General features: G+C 55.4%; 8 protein-coding genes and 2 pseudogenes. 2 read left to right on the top strand and 8 right to left on the bottom strand.

The genetic code is table 11. From position 1 onward, the window contains the following. The 7 genes and pseudogenes from MUU53_RS22065 to ytfQ form a co-directional block, all read right to left on the bottom strand. Positions 1-2,143, bottom strand: a pseudogene (locus tag MUU53_RS22065) (Tn3 family transposase); the annotation flags it as partial. Positions 2,144-2,315: 172 nt separating this feature from the next. Continuing rightward, positions 2,316-2,564: pseudogene (locus MUU53_RS22055) on the bottom strand (leucine zipper domain-containing protein); the annotation flags it as partial. A gap of 305 nt (positions 2,565-2,869) precedes the next feature. After that, entirely contained in the window at positions 2,870-3,601 is a 732-nt protein-coding gene (locus MUU53_RS22050) for a FadR/GntR family transcriptional regulator (protein ID WP_247262774.1), read from the bottom strand. Continuing rightward, complete coding sequence (gene yjfF / locus MUU53_RS22045; RefSeq protein WP_247262773.1) at positions 3,598-4,578, bottom strand: galactofuranose ABC transporter, permease protein YjfF; 981 nt, start codon at positions 4,576-4,578, stop codon at positions 3,598-3,600. Before yjfF ends, MUU53_RS22050 begins: the two co-directional genes overlap by 4 nt. After that, on the bottom strand, positions 4,575-5,600 hold the full coding sequence (locus MUU53_RS22040; RefSeq protein ID WP_247262772.1) for an ABC transporter permease: 1,026 nt from the start codon (positions 5,598-5,600) through the stop codon (positions 4,575-4,577). The genes yjfF and MUU53_RS22040 overlap by 4 nt, the downstream gene beginning before the upstream one ends. Beyond that, the gene (locus MUU53_RS22035) at positions 5,597-7,198 is read right to left on the bottom strand and encodes a sugar ABC transporter ATP-binding protein (RefSeq protein ID WP_247262771.1); all 1,602 of its coding nucleotides are present in this window, start codon (positions 7,196-7,198) and stop codon (positions 5,597-5,599) included. Before MUU53_RS22035 ends, MUU53_RS22040 begins: the two co-directional genes overlap by 4 nt. Positions 7,199-7,434: 236 nt before the next feature. Continuing rightward, positions 7,435-8,397, bottom strand: a complete 963-nt coding sequence (gene ytfQ, locus MUU53_RS22030; protein WP_281435229.1) for a galactofuranose ABC transporter, galactofuranose-binding protein YtfQ — start codon at positions 8,395-8,397, stop codon at positions 7,435-7,437. A gap of 414 nt (positions 8,398-8,811) precedes the next feature. Between ytfQ and MUU53_RS22025 the strand changes: the two genes are divergently transcribed. Continuing rightward, positions 8,812-9,783, top strand: a complete 972-nt coding sequence (locus MUU53_RS22025) for an asparaginase domain-containing protein (RefSeq protein ID WP_247262770.1) — start codon at positions 8,812-8,814, stop codon at positions 9,781-9,783. Between the two features lie 223 nt (positions 9,784-10,006). Next, the gene (locus MUU53_RS22020; RefSeq protein WP_247262769.1) at positions 10,007-11,386 is read left to right on the top strand and encodes an aspartate ammonia-lyase; all 1,380 of its coding nucleotides are present in this window, start codon (positions 10,007-10,009) and stop codon (positions 11,384-11,386) included. A 297-nt stretch (positions 11,387-11,683) separates the two neighbouring features. Here MUU53_RS22020 and MUU53_RS22015 read toward each other — a convergent pair whose 3' ends face one another. Continuing rightward, a complete protein-coding gene (locus tag MUU53_RS22015; protein WP_247262768.1) occupies positions 11,684-12,688 on the bottom strand; it encodes a porin in 1,005 nt (334 codons plus the stop codon). Positions 12,689-13,220 lie beyond the last annotated feature (532 nt).

The following is a 13,220-nucleotide window of genomic DNA, read 5'->3' as shown; positions in this document are numbered from 1 at the left end:
ATGCGCGTGTTCACATAGACGAGCGAAGCCTGAAGAAGGTGTAGCGCCAATGCCGAAACCTCCTGCTCGTCAATGCGGTTGGTCGCCATTTCACCACCCTTGCCGAAGAAGACGAAGCCGTTGGCACTATTCCAGTTTTCGACAACGTTGAGCCCTTCATGGATTTCCTGGCGGAACGGTTCTTGGCGCAGGTAACGGCATAGAAAGATCGTCTTGACCGCACGTCCGAGTTCACTGAGCGCCTTGTAGGTCGGATGCATGACTTCTGCCCGCGCGAAGCGGCGCAGGATCGCCTCCGGATCGGCTGTGCGCGTCTGCATGGCTGCGGCATACGTGACCATTTCGTCATATTGTTGCTCGATCTCGTTCCAGTTGATCGGGTTGGAAAGGGTCGGAAGTAAGTTCGGCGATCTTGCCCGGAAGTTCGCATCCGGTAACGCCAGCTTCTGCCGGACAATCGCCTTCAGGCGTGCGGCGAGTTCAAAACCGAGCAGCCGACAGAAGGCGAAACCAACGGCGCTCTGGCCGTGGCCATCGACATATTGCCGTTGGATTTCCAGCTCGGTGCAATGGCGAAGAACACCTTCGATCATCGATTCAACTTCCGACGACCAGCACCGCTTGAGCTGGGAATAGACGCAGCTGGTCCGCCGTTCGACATGCCAGTAGATCATCACGCCGCGCCCACCATAGCGGGCGTGCCACTCCGTCATCAGGTTGCGATCCCAGCCCCCGAACTTCGTGGAATCCGATGCGCAGGCCGTCCCTGCGTCACCCCAGACTGCTGCGTTGCGAATTGCAAGCGTAGCATTGGCAACCCGAGCGCAGGCTTCCCGCAAAGCGCCCGCGTAGATGAAGCGGCGATGCACATGAAGAAGCTCCTCATAGATGACATCGGAGGTGGCACCGGCCACCCGCTTCAGCCCGGCATTGGTGTCGAGGCCATAGAGACAAAGAAGCAGCCGTTGATCCAGAACAGCCTTGGGCAGCGCGACCCGGGAGGCCGAGTTCTCGAACCCGTCGAGAAGCCCGGTGTCAACGGCTGCTTCCTTCAGGACGTCGAGGAGGCCCGTCATCGGCCAGCGTTGACCAATCTCCGATTCGATGGCTGCCAGCCCTTTCGGTTCCGGCGCCGGCTTGAACGGCGTGATCGATATCCGGTTTTCGCCGCGCCAGAGGATTCTCACCTTCTCGTTCCGCGGGATTGTTTCGTTCAGAAGCAGCAACTCGTGTTCCAGCTCCTTGCGAACCATTGCCACAAATTCGCATGCGTCCTGTGTCAGGTTCAGCTTGGAATAATAAGAGGAGCGTCGAGCCGCAAAATCCTTCGGCAGGTCATCGTCCGGATTACGGTAGCGGTCAGCCCCGACAACCCAGATTTCCTTGGACCGGATGCAGTCCCGCAATTGGGTCAGGACGCAGAGTTCATAGCTGATCCGGTTGACGCGATCATTTCCATCGATGACCAAACTGCGCCACTTTTCCAGGATCACACCGTCTATCGGCACATCCTTCTGCGGCACGAACCGGCACCCGTCCTCCAGCCTTGCCCTGATCCAGTCGAGGGCGGACAAGACCGGCCGCCAGACCGCATTGTTCGACCGGAACTCCAGCACGGAAAGCAGGCTTGGTAGCATCCGCCGATGATGATTGGCCCATGAATTGCGCATAACGGCATAAATGCGGCGGTTGCCTCATGAAGCCAGCCGTCGAGATATTGTTGCCGTTGCGAACGAACGAGCCGTTCAAGCTCCTTGGCGGACGGACCATAGATATTGCGATCCCGGCACCAGAGGAACACCGCCTCAAGCACGGCGCTGACGGATTGTCCGGACGGGCAAAGTTCGTCTATAATCCAGCGAGACAAGGCTTCACGGTCAGCTCGCTTCATGCGGCGAAAGCCGAGATACTGCAAAATCTCGGCGCAATGCAGCCTGGCCGTTCGCCCACCGAAATCGTAACCGGACAGCTCATCGGAATGGACGCCAAGCTGTTCGGCCAAATAGTCGGCCGCATCATTTGGAATTGCAGCGCTGTCACCGGCGAAAAAACCGCGAGCGCTGAAAAACTTCAACTGTGAGGCCAAGCCGAGCCTCGTCGCAGTCGGTTTCGAATTTATGAAATCAATGTCGGCAAAGCTCAGGCTCCAGTGGCCGACAAAATCCGAACTCTAAATACCCGTACTTATCGAAACGCTCTCAATTGGAGCGCAATGTCACGACCCGGCACTTCTCAGGTCAATCCTGCAGCCTATGTTCCCACAACGTTCTTCGAGTTGGCCAAAATCGCAGCTTCGGGCCGACTGGGTCTTCATGCGCGATAGACCGGTGCGTTTGAAAAAGCGGTTGACGGTGGGGGTGACACGCCCGTTTCCATGGCGACGAGCGATCGACCATCGCAGCGCGTCCGCCCTGCTCAAATCGCTCGACCCAGCGCGACACGATCTTGACGGAGACAGCATAGACGCTGGCAGCTTGCGTCTTCGTGAGGCTGCCAGCAAGAACGGCGATGGCCATTTCCGCTCGACGCAATGGCGTCAGTCGGGCATTCTTGTGAATGTTCATTCGAAGCGATCTCGGAATACTGAGGTGTGGTACTCCAGTCTCCTAAAATCTGCTCCTAATGGACAACCTCCTGAAAGCTCACACCTAGATGATCGCAAACCATCGGACCGCTTTGTTAGTTTTCAATTTATGAATGTTTTAATGATAACAGCAATAGATAAATGCCTTGCTGGTGAAAGACCTGCCACGTAAGGGCGATAACTCACGTGTATGCCCAGTCTCTCTGCGCTGCTACTCGCTGGCCCGCGCGCGATCGGTTTGCAGCATCAGCATTCAGCCTCGCGGATCACGGCATCACGAAGCTATCACTCAATAGAATGAACGCGCTCATATAATATCAAGGCCTGCATTGCAGAATACGAGTTCTCCTCATCTCGAGCCTCAATCTGCCGGATCAGAACCCGGTGCGGCTCTACAAAGCCAAGAAGTTGAGAAGCGTCCGGACATTGCATCAGGGGACCATAGGTGAAGGCGTGCGATAACTCGATGACCCCATAAAGGGCGGCCATGAAGGGGTTCCGGCTCGAATCGGATATGATGCGATGCAATTCGAAGTCGGCAAGACTGAAAGACGTCACATCGGAAGCAGACAATTCCATCTGACGAAGCCAGTAATGCATCAACCGGATCTGTTCGCCGGTTCGATGCCGGGCCATGTCCTGCGCAGCCAAGGGCTCAAGCTGTAGTCGTACATCATGAAGCCCGGAGATGAATGTCTCATCGGGTGGTGATGTCAAATGCCAGCTCAGAACCTGGGGATCAAAGAGGTTCCACCGTGTCCGCTTTGCTACTTTGGTCCCGACCTTCGGTCGCGCCTCCACAAGTCCTTTCGCCTCAAGTGTCTTGATTGCTTCTCGCAGGACAGTGCGTGATACCTGGAACCTATCCATCAGTTCAGCGTCGCTGGGAAGGACCGAGCCCGCGGGAAAACGACCCGAGATTACCCCTGTTCCTAGTTCCTGTATGACATGCGAGTGGAAATTCCGTGCCGTCATCCGCCCGGCAAGCGAGCGGAGGAGGCTTCCCGGTTCGCTCATGCGGCTGCCTTTTTCAGACGCGTACCAGCTTTGTGAGCACTGAAGACGAGCTGTTGCAAGAGGATGAAGAGGAAGAGCAGCACACCAATGGCGATTTTGGTCCACCAACTGGAGAGAGTGCCATCGAAAACGATGTAGGTTTGTACCAGTCCTTGCAGCATCACGCCGATCAGTGTCCCGAATACGAAGCCGTAGCCGCCAGTCAACAGGGTTCCGCCTATCACCACGGCCGCAATCGAGTCAAGTTCGATCCCGACGGCCGCGAGCGGGTAACCCGCGGACGTATAAAGCGAATAGACGATGCCAGCCAGCCCACCCAGAAGAGATGAGAGTGCGTAGATGCCGATGGTCACCGGACCGGTCGGTACGCCCATCAAGGCCGCAGAGGTCGGATTGCCGCCAAGTGCATAAACGTAGGAACCGAACCGCGTCCGGTGTGCAATGAGACCGCCGATGAGAAACACGAGTAGCATCAGCAGCCCGATAGCGCTCAGACGACCTCCACCCGGCAGTCGATAATATAGATCCATGATGGTCTTGTAGAAGGGATGACTGATCGGGATCGAATCCTGGCTAAGGATGGAGGCCAGACCCCGAGCGAGGAACATTCCGGCCAGTGTGACAATGAAAGGCGGAACCTGCAGAAAATGGATGACGGCTCCCATCGCCGCGCCGAACAAGGCGGACATCGTCAGAACAATTCCAAAAGCAGCGATGGGATGCAGGCCGAGGTGGGATACGAGGACTGCCACAACGACACCGGCCAGACCAATGACGGCACCTATCGACAGGTCTATGCCGCCCGAGATGATGACGAAGGTTGCTCCGACAGCGGCAATGCCGAGAAAGGCGTTATCCGTAAGAAAGTTTCCAAGAATGCGAGTGGACCACATGCCGGGATATTGCAGAATGCATAGCCCATAAGCGATGACGAATATGAGAGTGGTGGCAGCCAGCGGCCGGTAACGCGGGTTCATCCTGTCTTTTCCGATGTCTGAATGGAGGGCTTGACGGGGCGCTGTTTGAAGATGCGATGCAGAGCGGGAGCCAGCTTTGCGCTTTGCAGCACGAGAATGATGATGATGAGGCCAGCTTTTACGATGAGATTGAACTCTGGCGGAAAGCCTGAGACCAGAATACCGGTATTCATGGCTTGAATTATGAGGGCGCCGACCACGGAAAGTGGAATGGAAAAGCGACCGCCCATCAGCGAGGTTCCGCCGATTACGACCGCGAGAATCGCATCGAGCTCTAACCACAGACCCGTATTGTTGGCGTCGGCCCCGCGAATATCGCCAGCTGCGATGGTGCCCGCAATTGCTGCACAAACACCGCCAAATGCATAAATCGCCAGCACGAGAGAGCGGCTGCGGAGAGCCGTGAAGTTGGCAGCAGAACGGTTGACGCCGATGGCTTCGATGAAAAGGCCAATGGCTGTGCGTCGCACAAGAAGATGAGCGCCCACCATCAACGCAATCGCAATCACTGCTGGCATGGGAAGGCCAAGGAACGAGCCAGTCCCGATGAAAATGAGCACGGGGTCGTTGAAGGTTACGATCGAACCCTCGGTAATCAATTGGGCAACACCTCTGCCCGCAACCATGAGTACGAGAGTTGCGACAAACGGCTGGATGCTCAGGATAGAAACCAGGAAGCCGTTCCAGAGGCCGCAGAGCATGCCGACGGCCAAAGGCGCAAGAAGCATGATGATGACTGGTTGCCCGGTTACCGCACAGGTGGCGGCAACGGCACCCGCAACGGCCATCACCGCGCCGACCGAGAGATCGACTCCGCGTGTCGCAATGATGGCTGTCATGCCGATCGAAAGGATGGCGACCGGTGCACCTCGATTGATGACGTCGATGAGGCTGCCGAAAAGTCTGCCATCCCTCCACGCGACGTCGAAAAATCCTGGAAAGACGATCCAGTTGAAAAGAAGTACACCGAGCAGTGCGACAAGCTGCGGAGATAGCAGGCGTTTGACGGACGGTGTTCTCATTCGGCTGCCTCTGCATCCTGCGCTGCAATGGCGCGTACAATAGACGATGGATTGATCTCGGCTCCGCGAAGTTCGGCTACCAATGAACGATCCCGCATGACGACCACACGCGAGGAATAGCTGACGATCTCGTCCAGTTCCGACGAAATGACGATGAGGGCCAGACCGTCCTCTCGCAGGCGGCTGATCATACGTACGATCTCGGCATGGGCGCCCACGTCGATGCCTCGTGTCGGTTCGTCGAGAATGAGGAAACGAGGATCCGTTGCCAGCCAGCGCGCAAGAATGACCTTTTGCTGGTTCCCACCGGAGAGAAGCTTGACAGGAAGATCATCGGAAGCCGTACGAATGTCGAGCGCCTCGATGAAATGCTCTGCGATCTCCATCTGTTCGTCGCGATTGAGCGCCTGCAGCCATCCCAGCTTTGCCTGCATTGCAATGATGATGTTTTCCCGAACGGAAAGATCGCCGAAAATCCCGTCAACCTTTCGATCCTCTGGACAGAAGCCAAATCCCTGCGAGACTGCATCCTGCGGTGCGCGCAAACAGATTTTCTGGCCATCTATATCCAAAGCACCCTGATCGGCCGTATCGATGCCGAACATCAATCGCGCCATTTCCGTTCGTCCGGAACCCAGCAGACCGGCAACACCAATGACCTCGCCACGATGAATAGTAAGATCAAAGGGATTCACCGATCCGGAACGACCGAAATCCCTGAAATGCATCAGCGGCGAAGAGGGTTCTGTGTCGTCGGCCGCCATTTCTGCATGGACAAACGCCAGATCCTTGCCCAGCATCATGCGCACCAGACTTGTTCTGTCGAGATCGCCGATTGTTTCGCTTCCCACCAGGCGACCGTTGCGCAGTACTGTGATGCGATCACTCAGCTCAAACACCTGATCGAGAAAGTGCGTGATGAATACGATGGCAAGCCCGCGCGCCTTCAGCCGGCGGACAATTTCGAACAGCTTTTCGACTTCGGTTCGATCAAGGCTGGCCGTGGGCTCATCCAGAATAAGAACCTTGCCGGATAGCTCCACGGCACGGGCGATCGCAATAATCTGCTGGACGGCGACAGAGAAGGTCGAAAGTTCAGCATGGACGTCGATGTCCAGACCGTACTGGGAAAGAATACGATGCGCCTCCCGCGCCATTTTCTTTCGATCGACAAGACCATAGCGTCGCGGTTGGCGCCCGATGAACAGGTTGTCGATCACCGTCATGTTCGGCAGAAGATTGACTTCCTGATAGACCGTTCCAATACCTGCTGATTGTGCCTGTTGTGGCGTCGTAAACTGTACCTGGACACCATCGACCGAAATTTCACCGTGATCCGGCGTGTAGGCCCCGGTGATGATCTTTATCAGCGTCGATTTGCCTGCACCGTTTTCCCCTAGCAGCGCATGCACCTCGCCTGCATGCAAGGCAAGGTCCACGTTGTTGAGTGCGGTATGGTTGCCAAAGGTCTTGACTATACCCTTGGCCACAAGAACCACATTGGCGTCTGCGCCGCTGGTTTCCGGCGGTCGATTTCCAACACTGCCGGGATCTGCTGGCCTGAAGTCTGTTGGCATGAGCCCACCTGAAAGAGACATCGGCGCGTCTTCCCGCCGCATCTGGATTAGAGCATGTTCGCGCCAAATCTGCAGCTGTTTCGCATAGCTCTTCAGCCGACAAACAGGACAAGAAGACAAGGTCCGAGCGCGATTATCCTGGATCAAGCTGCCATCACGATTCGGATGCCGGGTAAGCCGGGATAAACGCTGAACTTGAGACACGTATTCGGAGGGGAAGGTTCGATCAGTGCGAAACTTCCCCACCATATGCCTGATCAGTATCCCAAGCCCTTGCGGCGCTCATATTCACCCTTCGGATCATCCGCAGGCGTATAGAGCTTCGACTCGGTGATGATGAACTTTTCGGGCTGCTTCTTATCCTTCAGGAAGGCAGCAAGCGCATCAAGTGCCGGGCCTGCCATATTGGGCGTCAGCTCAACCGTCGCATTTGCTTCACCGGCAGCCATGGCCTGGAAGATATCCGGTACCGCGTCGATCGAGACGACAAGGATGTCCTTGCCCGGCTTCAGACCTGCATCCTTGATTGCCTGGATACCACCCACCGCCATATCGTCGTTATGAGCGTACATGGCGCAGATGTCCTTGCCGCCGTTTTCCGCCTTCAGGAAGCCTTCCATGACTTCCTTGCCCTTCGCTCGGGTAAAGTCGCCGGTTTGGCTGCGAACGATGGAAATGTTCTTCTGGCCGGCGATTGCTTCTTCAAAACCCTTCTTGCGATTGATAGCCGGCGTCGAGCCGACAGTGCCCTGAAGTTCGACAACCTTGCAGGGCTTGCTGCCCACTGTCTTCACCAGCCACTCCCCGGCGACACGGCCCTCTTTTACCTGATCGGACGCAACCGATGTCAGATAGAGATCTTTCGGCGCATCGATCCCTCGATCCAGAAGGATGACAGGAATCTTGGCTTCCTTGGCTTCCGTCAAAACGTTCTCCCAGCCAGTCGCCACGACAGGAGCCACGAGAATTGCATCGACGCCCTGAGCAATGAAGCCGCGGATAGCCTTGATCTGGTTTTCCTGCTTCTGCTGGGCATCCGCAAATTTCAATTTGATGCCGCGTTTCTCAGCTTCGGCCTTGGTGACCGAAGTCTCCGCGGCGCGCCACCCCGATTCCGAACCGATCTGCGAGAAACCGATAGTAAGGTTCGCAGCAAGAGCCGTAGAGCAGCCAAGTACCATCATGCTTGCGCTGAGCGCAAGTGTGCGAAAAATGTTCATTGATGTCCTCCCAAAAACGTCGCCTCCACGACGTCAACGAAAGATAATAAACGCCGCACTTCCTGTAAAGCGTATAATATTACAATACATGCTGCACTGCACAATTCATGGAGGCCTCTTCTTTCCTCCAACTGAGGCCGAAATCTGGCTCAAAGAGCCCAACGGACCCGCTTGTCTGCCGACGTGAACTAAAAATCCACACAAAAGCTATGACAATAACGTACTGCTGTGTCGGGCTGAGTCGCCTAGTGAAAAAATAACCGCATCGCGTGCAAATTCCCTATTTTTCGACTGCAATACGTAAAAACAAGCACTTGCATGCTTCGATACGATCTGAGACATCGCTGAAAACAACAGGGATCCGGTCGACGACAAAGGGCAGTAAGCCCTACGAGATCGCTAGGGAGTGATCGTATGAGTAACAACACGCGGGCAGTCTCGACATTGAACGGTTTAAATGTCGATTTGCGGGCGGAGAAGATGGCCGAAAAGCCGGGCTTGCCCGCAATCGAAGCTGCGCGTGACGTGCTGATTTTGAACACAGGCGGAACGATCGGCATGGTGCCGGGTCCAGAAGGTCTGCAGCCAGGTTATGGTGTCCTAGAACAGGCCGTTGCGGAACTGGCGCAAGGTCCGATGACGGTCAGGGTTCATGCCTTCGAGCCTATCGTCGACAGTGCGGAAATCGGTCCTGCCGATTGGAACCGAATGATCGATCTGGTACTGGGCTTTAGGGGAGATGGAGTGATCATCACCCATGGCACGGATACGATGGCATTCACTGGTGCAGCCCTATCACACGCGTTGGCGGGATTGGATTTGCCGGTTATATTGTGTGGGTCGATGAAGCCCCTCGGAACGGGCGGTGATGCAGAGGCGAACCTATCTCTGGCTCTCGATGCCGTCAGTCGATATCTGAAGGGAGTATGGCTTGCTTTTGACGGCCGTCTGCTTCCTGCCGCCGGGCTCGTGAAGCACAATTCAAAGGAGGCTGATGCGTTTCGCTCTGTGCCGCAGATTCCGTTGCCGCCGCGCTCGGGACCGCGGCATTTTGCCGATCTGGACCTCGCTATCCTCACCCTCACACCTTTTCTTTCAGCTAAGGCGATTGCCGCGATGTTGAGCGAACTGGACGGTGCTGTATTGCGTGTCTTCGGCTCGGGAACAATGCCGTCCGATCCAAATCTGGAAGCAGTGATCGCTGAGGCCGTCCGGCGAGGTTGCAGAATCCGCGCCGTCAGCCAGTGCGAGACGGGGGGTGTGGAGCCAGGCACCTATGCCGCAGGTGCCGCTCTCTGGCGGGCCGGCGTAGAAAATGGTGGCCTTGAAACGCCGGAGGCAGCTCTCGCGCGCCTTTGGCTGGAGTTGTCGGCCGAGCAAGATTGAAACGGGCGCAGCCTTGAAGCGTCGATTTTCACAATCCCGCCCTCTCCGATTAGAGCATGTCGTAGCCAAAGGTGTACCGCGGTTTTTCGATAGCGACATGCGGAAAAACAAAGAGTTAAAGCGACAGGCGCGAATCCGAATAACTGCGATACGCTTTAGCAACAGCATACGACTTTGAATTTATCTTCAGCCTTAAGCTGATCAATTGTTTGGAGTAAAGTCAGTGTCAGAAATATTCGAGCTACGCGCGGAAGAAGATAGCCTTGGCGTGATCGATCTGCCCAAAAACTGCCTTTGGGGCGTTCACACGCAGCGCGCCATCGACAATTTCCCGATTTCCGGCATCCCTCTCTCGCATTTTCCAGAGTTCGTTCGCTCGCTGGCTTTGGTCAAGAAGGCTGCTGCGGCAGCAAATCTTAATCTTGGTGTACTTCCGGAACACAAGGCGAAGGTGATCGCTTCGGTTTGCGATGAGATCATCGGCGGTGCTCACCATTCCCAGTTCCGGGTGGACATGATCCAAGGTGGCGCCGGGACGTCCACAAACATGAATGCGAATGAAGTTATCGCCAATCTTGGTCTTATCCTCATGGGGCATGCACCAGGCGAATATGCACATCTTCACCCTAACGATGATGTCAACCGGTCGCAGTCCACCAATGATGTCTATCCGACCGCAATGCGACTTGCGATCGTCAGCCAGTGCCTGCCCTTTCAAGAGTCGCAACGGCGGCTCTCGGAGGCTCTCAACGAACGGGCGGATGCCTTTGCCAGTGTCCGCAAGATCGGCCGCACGCAGTTGCAGGATGCTGTACCCATGACACTTGGACAGGAGTTCGCGGGTTTCGCTGCAACGATCGATGAGGATATTGAAATAATCGGTCGCCTGTCACAGCTCCTTCTCGAGGTCAATCTTGGCGGCACTGCCATCGGAACCGGCGTGAACACGCCGCCAGGCTATGCGGAAATGGTTATTCCCGAGCTCTCGCGGGTGTCCGGCTTCGAGGTCAAGCTTTCAGGAAACCTTATTGAGGCCTCATCCGATGCAGGCGCTTATGTCACCTTTTCTGGTGTCCTGAAGCGCATTGCCGTCAAGTTGTCGAAGATGTGTAACGACTTGCGCCTCCTTTCGTCCGGCCCTCGCTCCGGCTTCAACGAGATTCGTCTGCCCCCGGTCCAGGCAGGATCCTCCATCATGCCGGGTAAGATCAACCCCGTCATTCCGGAGGTCGTCAATCAGGTGGCATTCCAAGTCATTGGTAATGATCTGACGGTTACCATGGCTGCAGAAGCCGGGCAGTTGCAACTGAACGCGATGGAACCGATCATTATCCTCAACGTTCTTCAGTCGATGCGAATTCTCATGCAGGCAATGGATACACTGTCAGAGCGCTGCATCAAAGGTATCGAAGCCAACGTAAGCCAGTGTGAGGGGGCTCTGGAAAACAGTCTCGTGCTTGCAACGATGCTTGTTCCGTACATCGGTTACAGCAAGGCTGCCAAGGTTGCAAAGACCGCACTCAGCAAGGAGCAGAATGTTGTTGATACGGCGGTTGAGTTGGGTTTTGGAACCAGGGAGCAGATCACGGCTATGATCTTCTGACGCTGGCAGCAGACTAGATAAAAAAGATCTCCTCGGGCGGGCCGGGGAGATCCTGCTTCTGCATGGAGAGCAGAAGAACTTGACTGGAGTCGAGGCTCTCCCGACATGAACCGGGGTGGATCAGAGCGATTTCGAACCCATAATTCACGTTAGCAAAATATATTTGATGTGTCTCTAAAAAAAGTAATCATCAATCATATTTTGTGGCGGTAATGGCGATCAGTAGTTCGCCACCGATATCTGCATACCAGAGACCCGGCGCGAGGCCGAGTCTCCATTTTCCGACTTCTCGTCAGATCAGAATGCGCGCTGGAGGCGGACGAAACCGGTCCACTGTTCCTGCTGGTTGTCGAAGTCCTGGTAGTTCACAGCAACCTTCGTAGAGAGGTTGGTTGCGAGCTGGTAGTCGAACGTCAGACCAGCCTTCCAGCCGTCACGGTTGCCGGTGAAGTCGCCGAAGCGGTTCTGGTCAAGTGTCCAGAAGTACTGTGCGCCGGGGGTGATCTTGAAGCGATCGGTAACCTTCACAGCGTATTCAGCTGCTACAGCCCACTCGGAGGTGTTGTAATAGGCGTTTGCGCCGGAAGCCCAGACAGCTGCAAGGCCGAGCGTGCCCGGACCGAGTTCAGCCGTTGCGATAACACGTGCTGCACCTTCTTCGCGGTCGGTGTCGTAACCGCCAACGAGAGCAACCTTGGCAGGACCAAATGCACCGCCGATGACGCCGGAAATGCCGACGTTGTTGTTGGTAATCGTGGTGTTCAGGCTTTCGAGTTCGTCAACCGAGAGACCAGCATAGAAAGCGCCAGCTGTGAAGGTGTAACGAATAGAGTTGAAGAGGGAGTTGTTAGCCAGCACGTCGGTTTCGCCAGAGAGACCGTCATCCCACCAGTTGTAGAAGTAACCAACTTTGAGGCCACCAATTTCGATGAAGGCCTGGTCCACATTCACGCCGCGGTTGGACGAATTGTCAGCATCGCCGCGCAGGCCGATGAAGCCACGGATCGTACCGAGTTCGGAGTCCGAACGGGCGTCGATTTCGATCTGTGCACGGGTGAAGCTATCCCAGTCAGACGTACCCGACAGATCACGGCCGAAGCCTGTCTGGAAACGAACGTAGCCACCGATCTTCAGGCAGGTCTCAGAACCCGGGATGTAGAAGAAGCCAGCGCCGAATGCGTCGCAAACGCGAACGTATTCCATCGGCTCTGGCTGAGCAGCAACGATAGCGTCGGCGGCCTGGGCGCCGGATACTGCTGCAAGCGCAGCAGCGGAGCCGAGAAGAAGGCTCTTGATGTTCATAATGACCTCCAGTCATGATTTCTTTGGTGCCGCGCAAAATCTGAAAGCGTGTTGTCCCTGCCACCGATGCTTTGCGCTGCGAATTACATGACAGATGCTCAGGCTTTTAGGCAATGCAGGATTTTAAAATCTGATAATCGTTTATGTTCTTAAGTTCAGAATTGTAGCAAATGCGCAACAATTTTGAGGCGGCACCGATTGATCGATGAAGAGCGGTTCTAGCCGCCGAGGCGTGAATCAGTCTTTGGCAGGATTGAAACAGACATATCAGCCCTTGATCAAAATTTACGAAACGAATCAACCGTTAAGGAAAAACTAATTTTTGAGACTGAAGCCGCTTGGCAAGCTGTTTCGTAATGCATTGCTCACAATATTCAGTCCTTGAAGAAGGCAAATGCGGCCTTGCTTATCCTGTCTTGGAGTGTGCAATTCAATCTGACGGAATAAGATCGGTGTCCTAGGTCGTGGTGATGATTTAAGGATTGGGATTCCCAAAAGAGCGCAAATCGGATTCAAAGCTGATTTTGGAGAT

The sequence above is a fragment of the Affinirhizobium lemnae genome (genome assembly GCF_022968395.1).
Taxonomy (GTDB): Bacteria; Pseudomonadota; Alphaproteobacteria; order Rhizobiales; family Rhizobiaceae; genus Neorhizobium; species Neorhizobium lemnae.
Note: the sequence above shows the minus strand (reverse complement) of the source record. Positions and strands in the feature narration are given on the sequence as shown.

Excerpts from the sequence above, each read along its gene's own strand:
- yjfF (WP_247262773.1), bottom strand. The coding sequence starts at position 4,578 with ATGAACCCGCGTTACCGGCCGCTGGCTGCCACCACTCTCATATTCGTC.
- MUU53_RS22015 (WP_247262768.1), bottom strand. The coding sequence starts at position 12,688 with ATGAACATCAAGAGCCTTCTTCTCGGCTCCGCTGCTGCGCTTGCAGCA.
- MUU53_RS22025 (WP_247262770.1), top strand. The coding sequence starts at position 8,812 with ATGAGTAACAACACGCGGGCAGTCTCGACATTGAACGGTTTAAATGTC.
- ytfQ (WP_281435229.1), bottom strand. The coding sequence starts at position 8,397 with ATGAACATTTTTCGCACACTTGCGCTCAGCGCAAGCATGATGGTACTT.
- MUU53_RS22035 (WP_247262771.1), bottom strand. The coding sequence starts at position 7,198 with ATGTCTCTTTCAGGTGGGCTCATGCCAACAGACTTCAGGCCAGCAGAT.
- MUU53_RS22050 (WP_247262774.1), bottom strand. The coding sequence starts at position 3,601 with ATGAGCGAACCGGGAAGCCTCCTCCGCTCGCTTGCCGGGCGGATGACG.
- MUU53_RS22040 (WP_247262772.1), bottom strand. The coding sequence starts at position 5,600 with ATGAGAACACCGTCCGTCAAACGCCTGCTATCTCCGCAGCTTGTCGCA.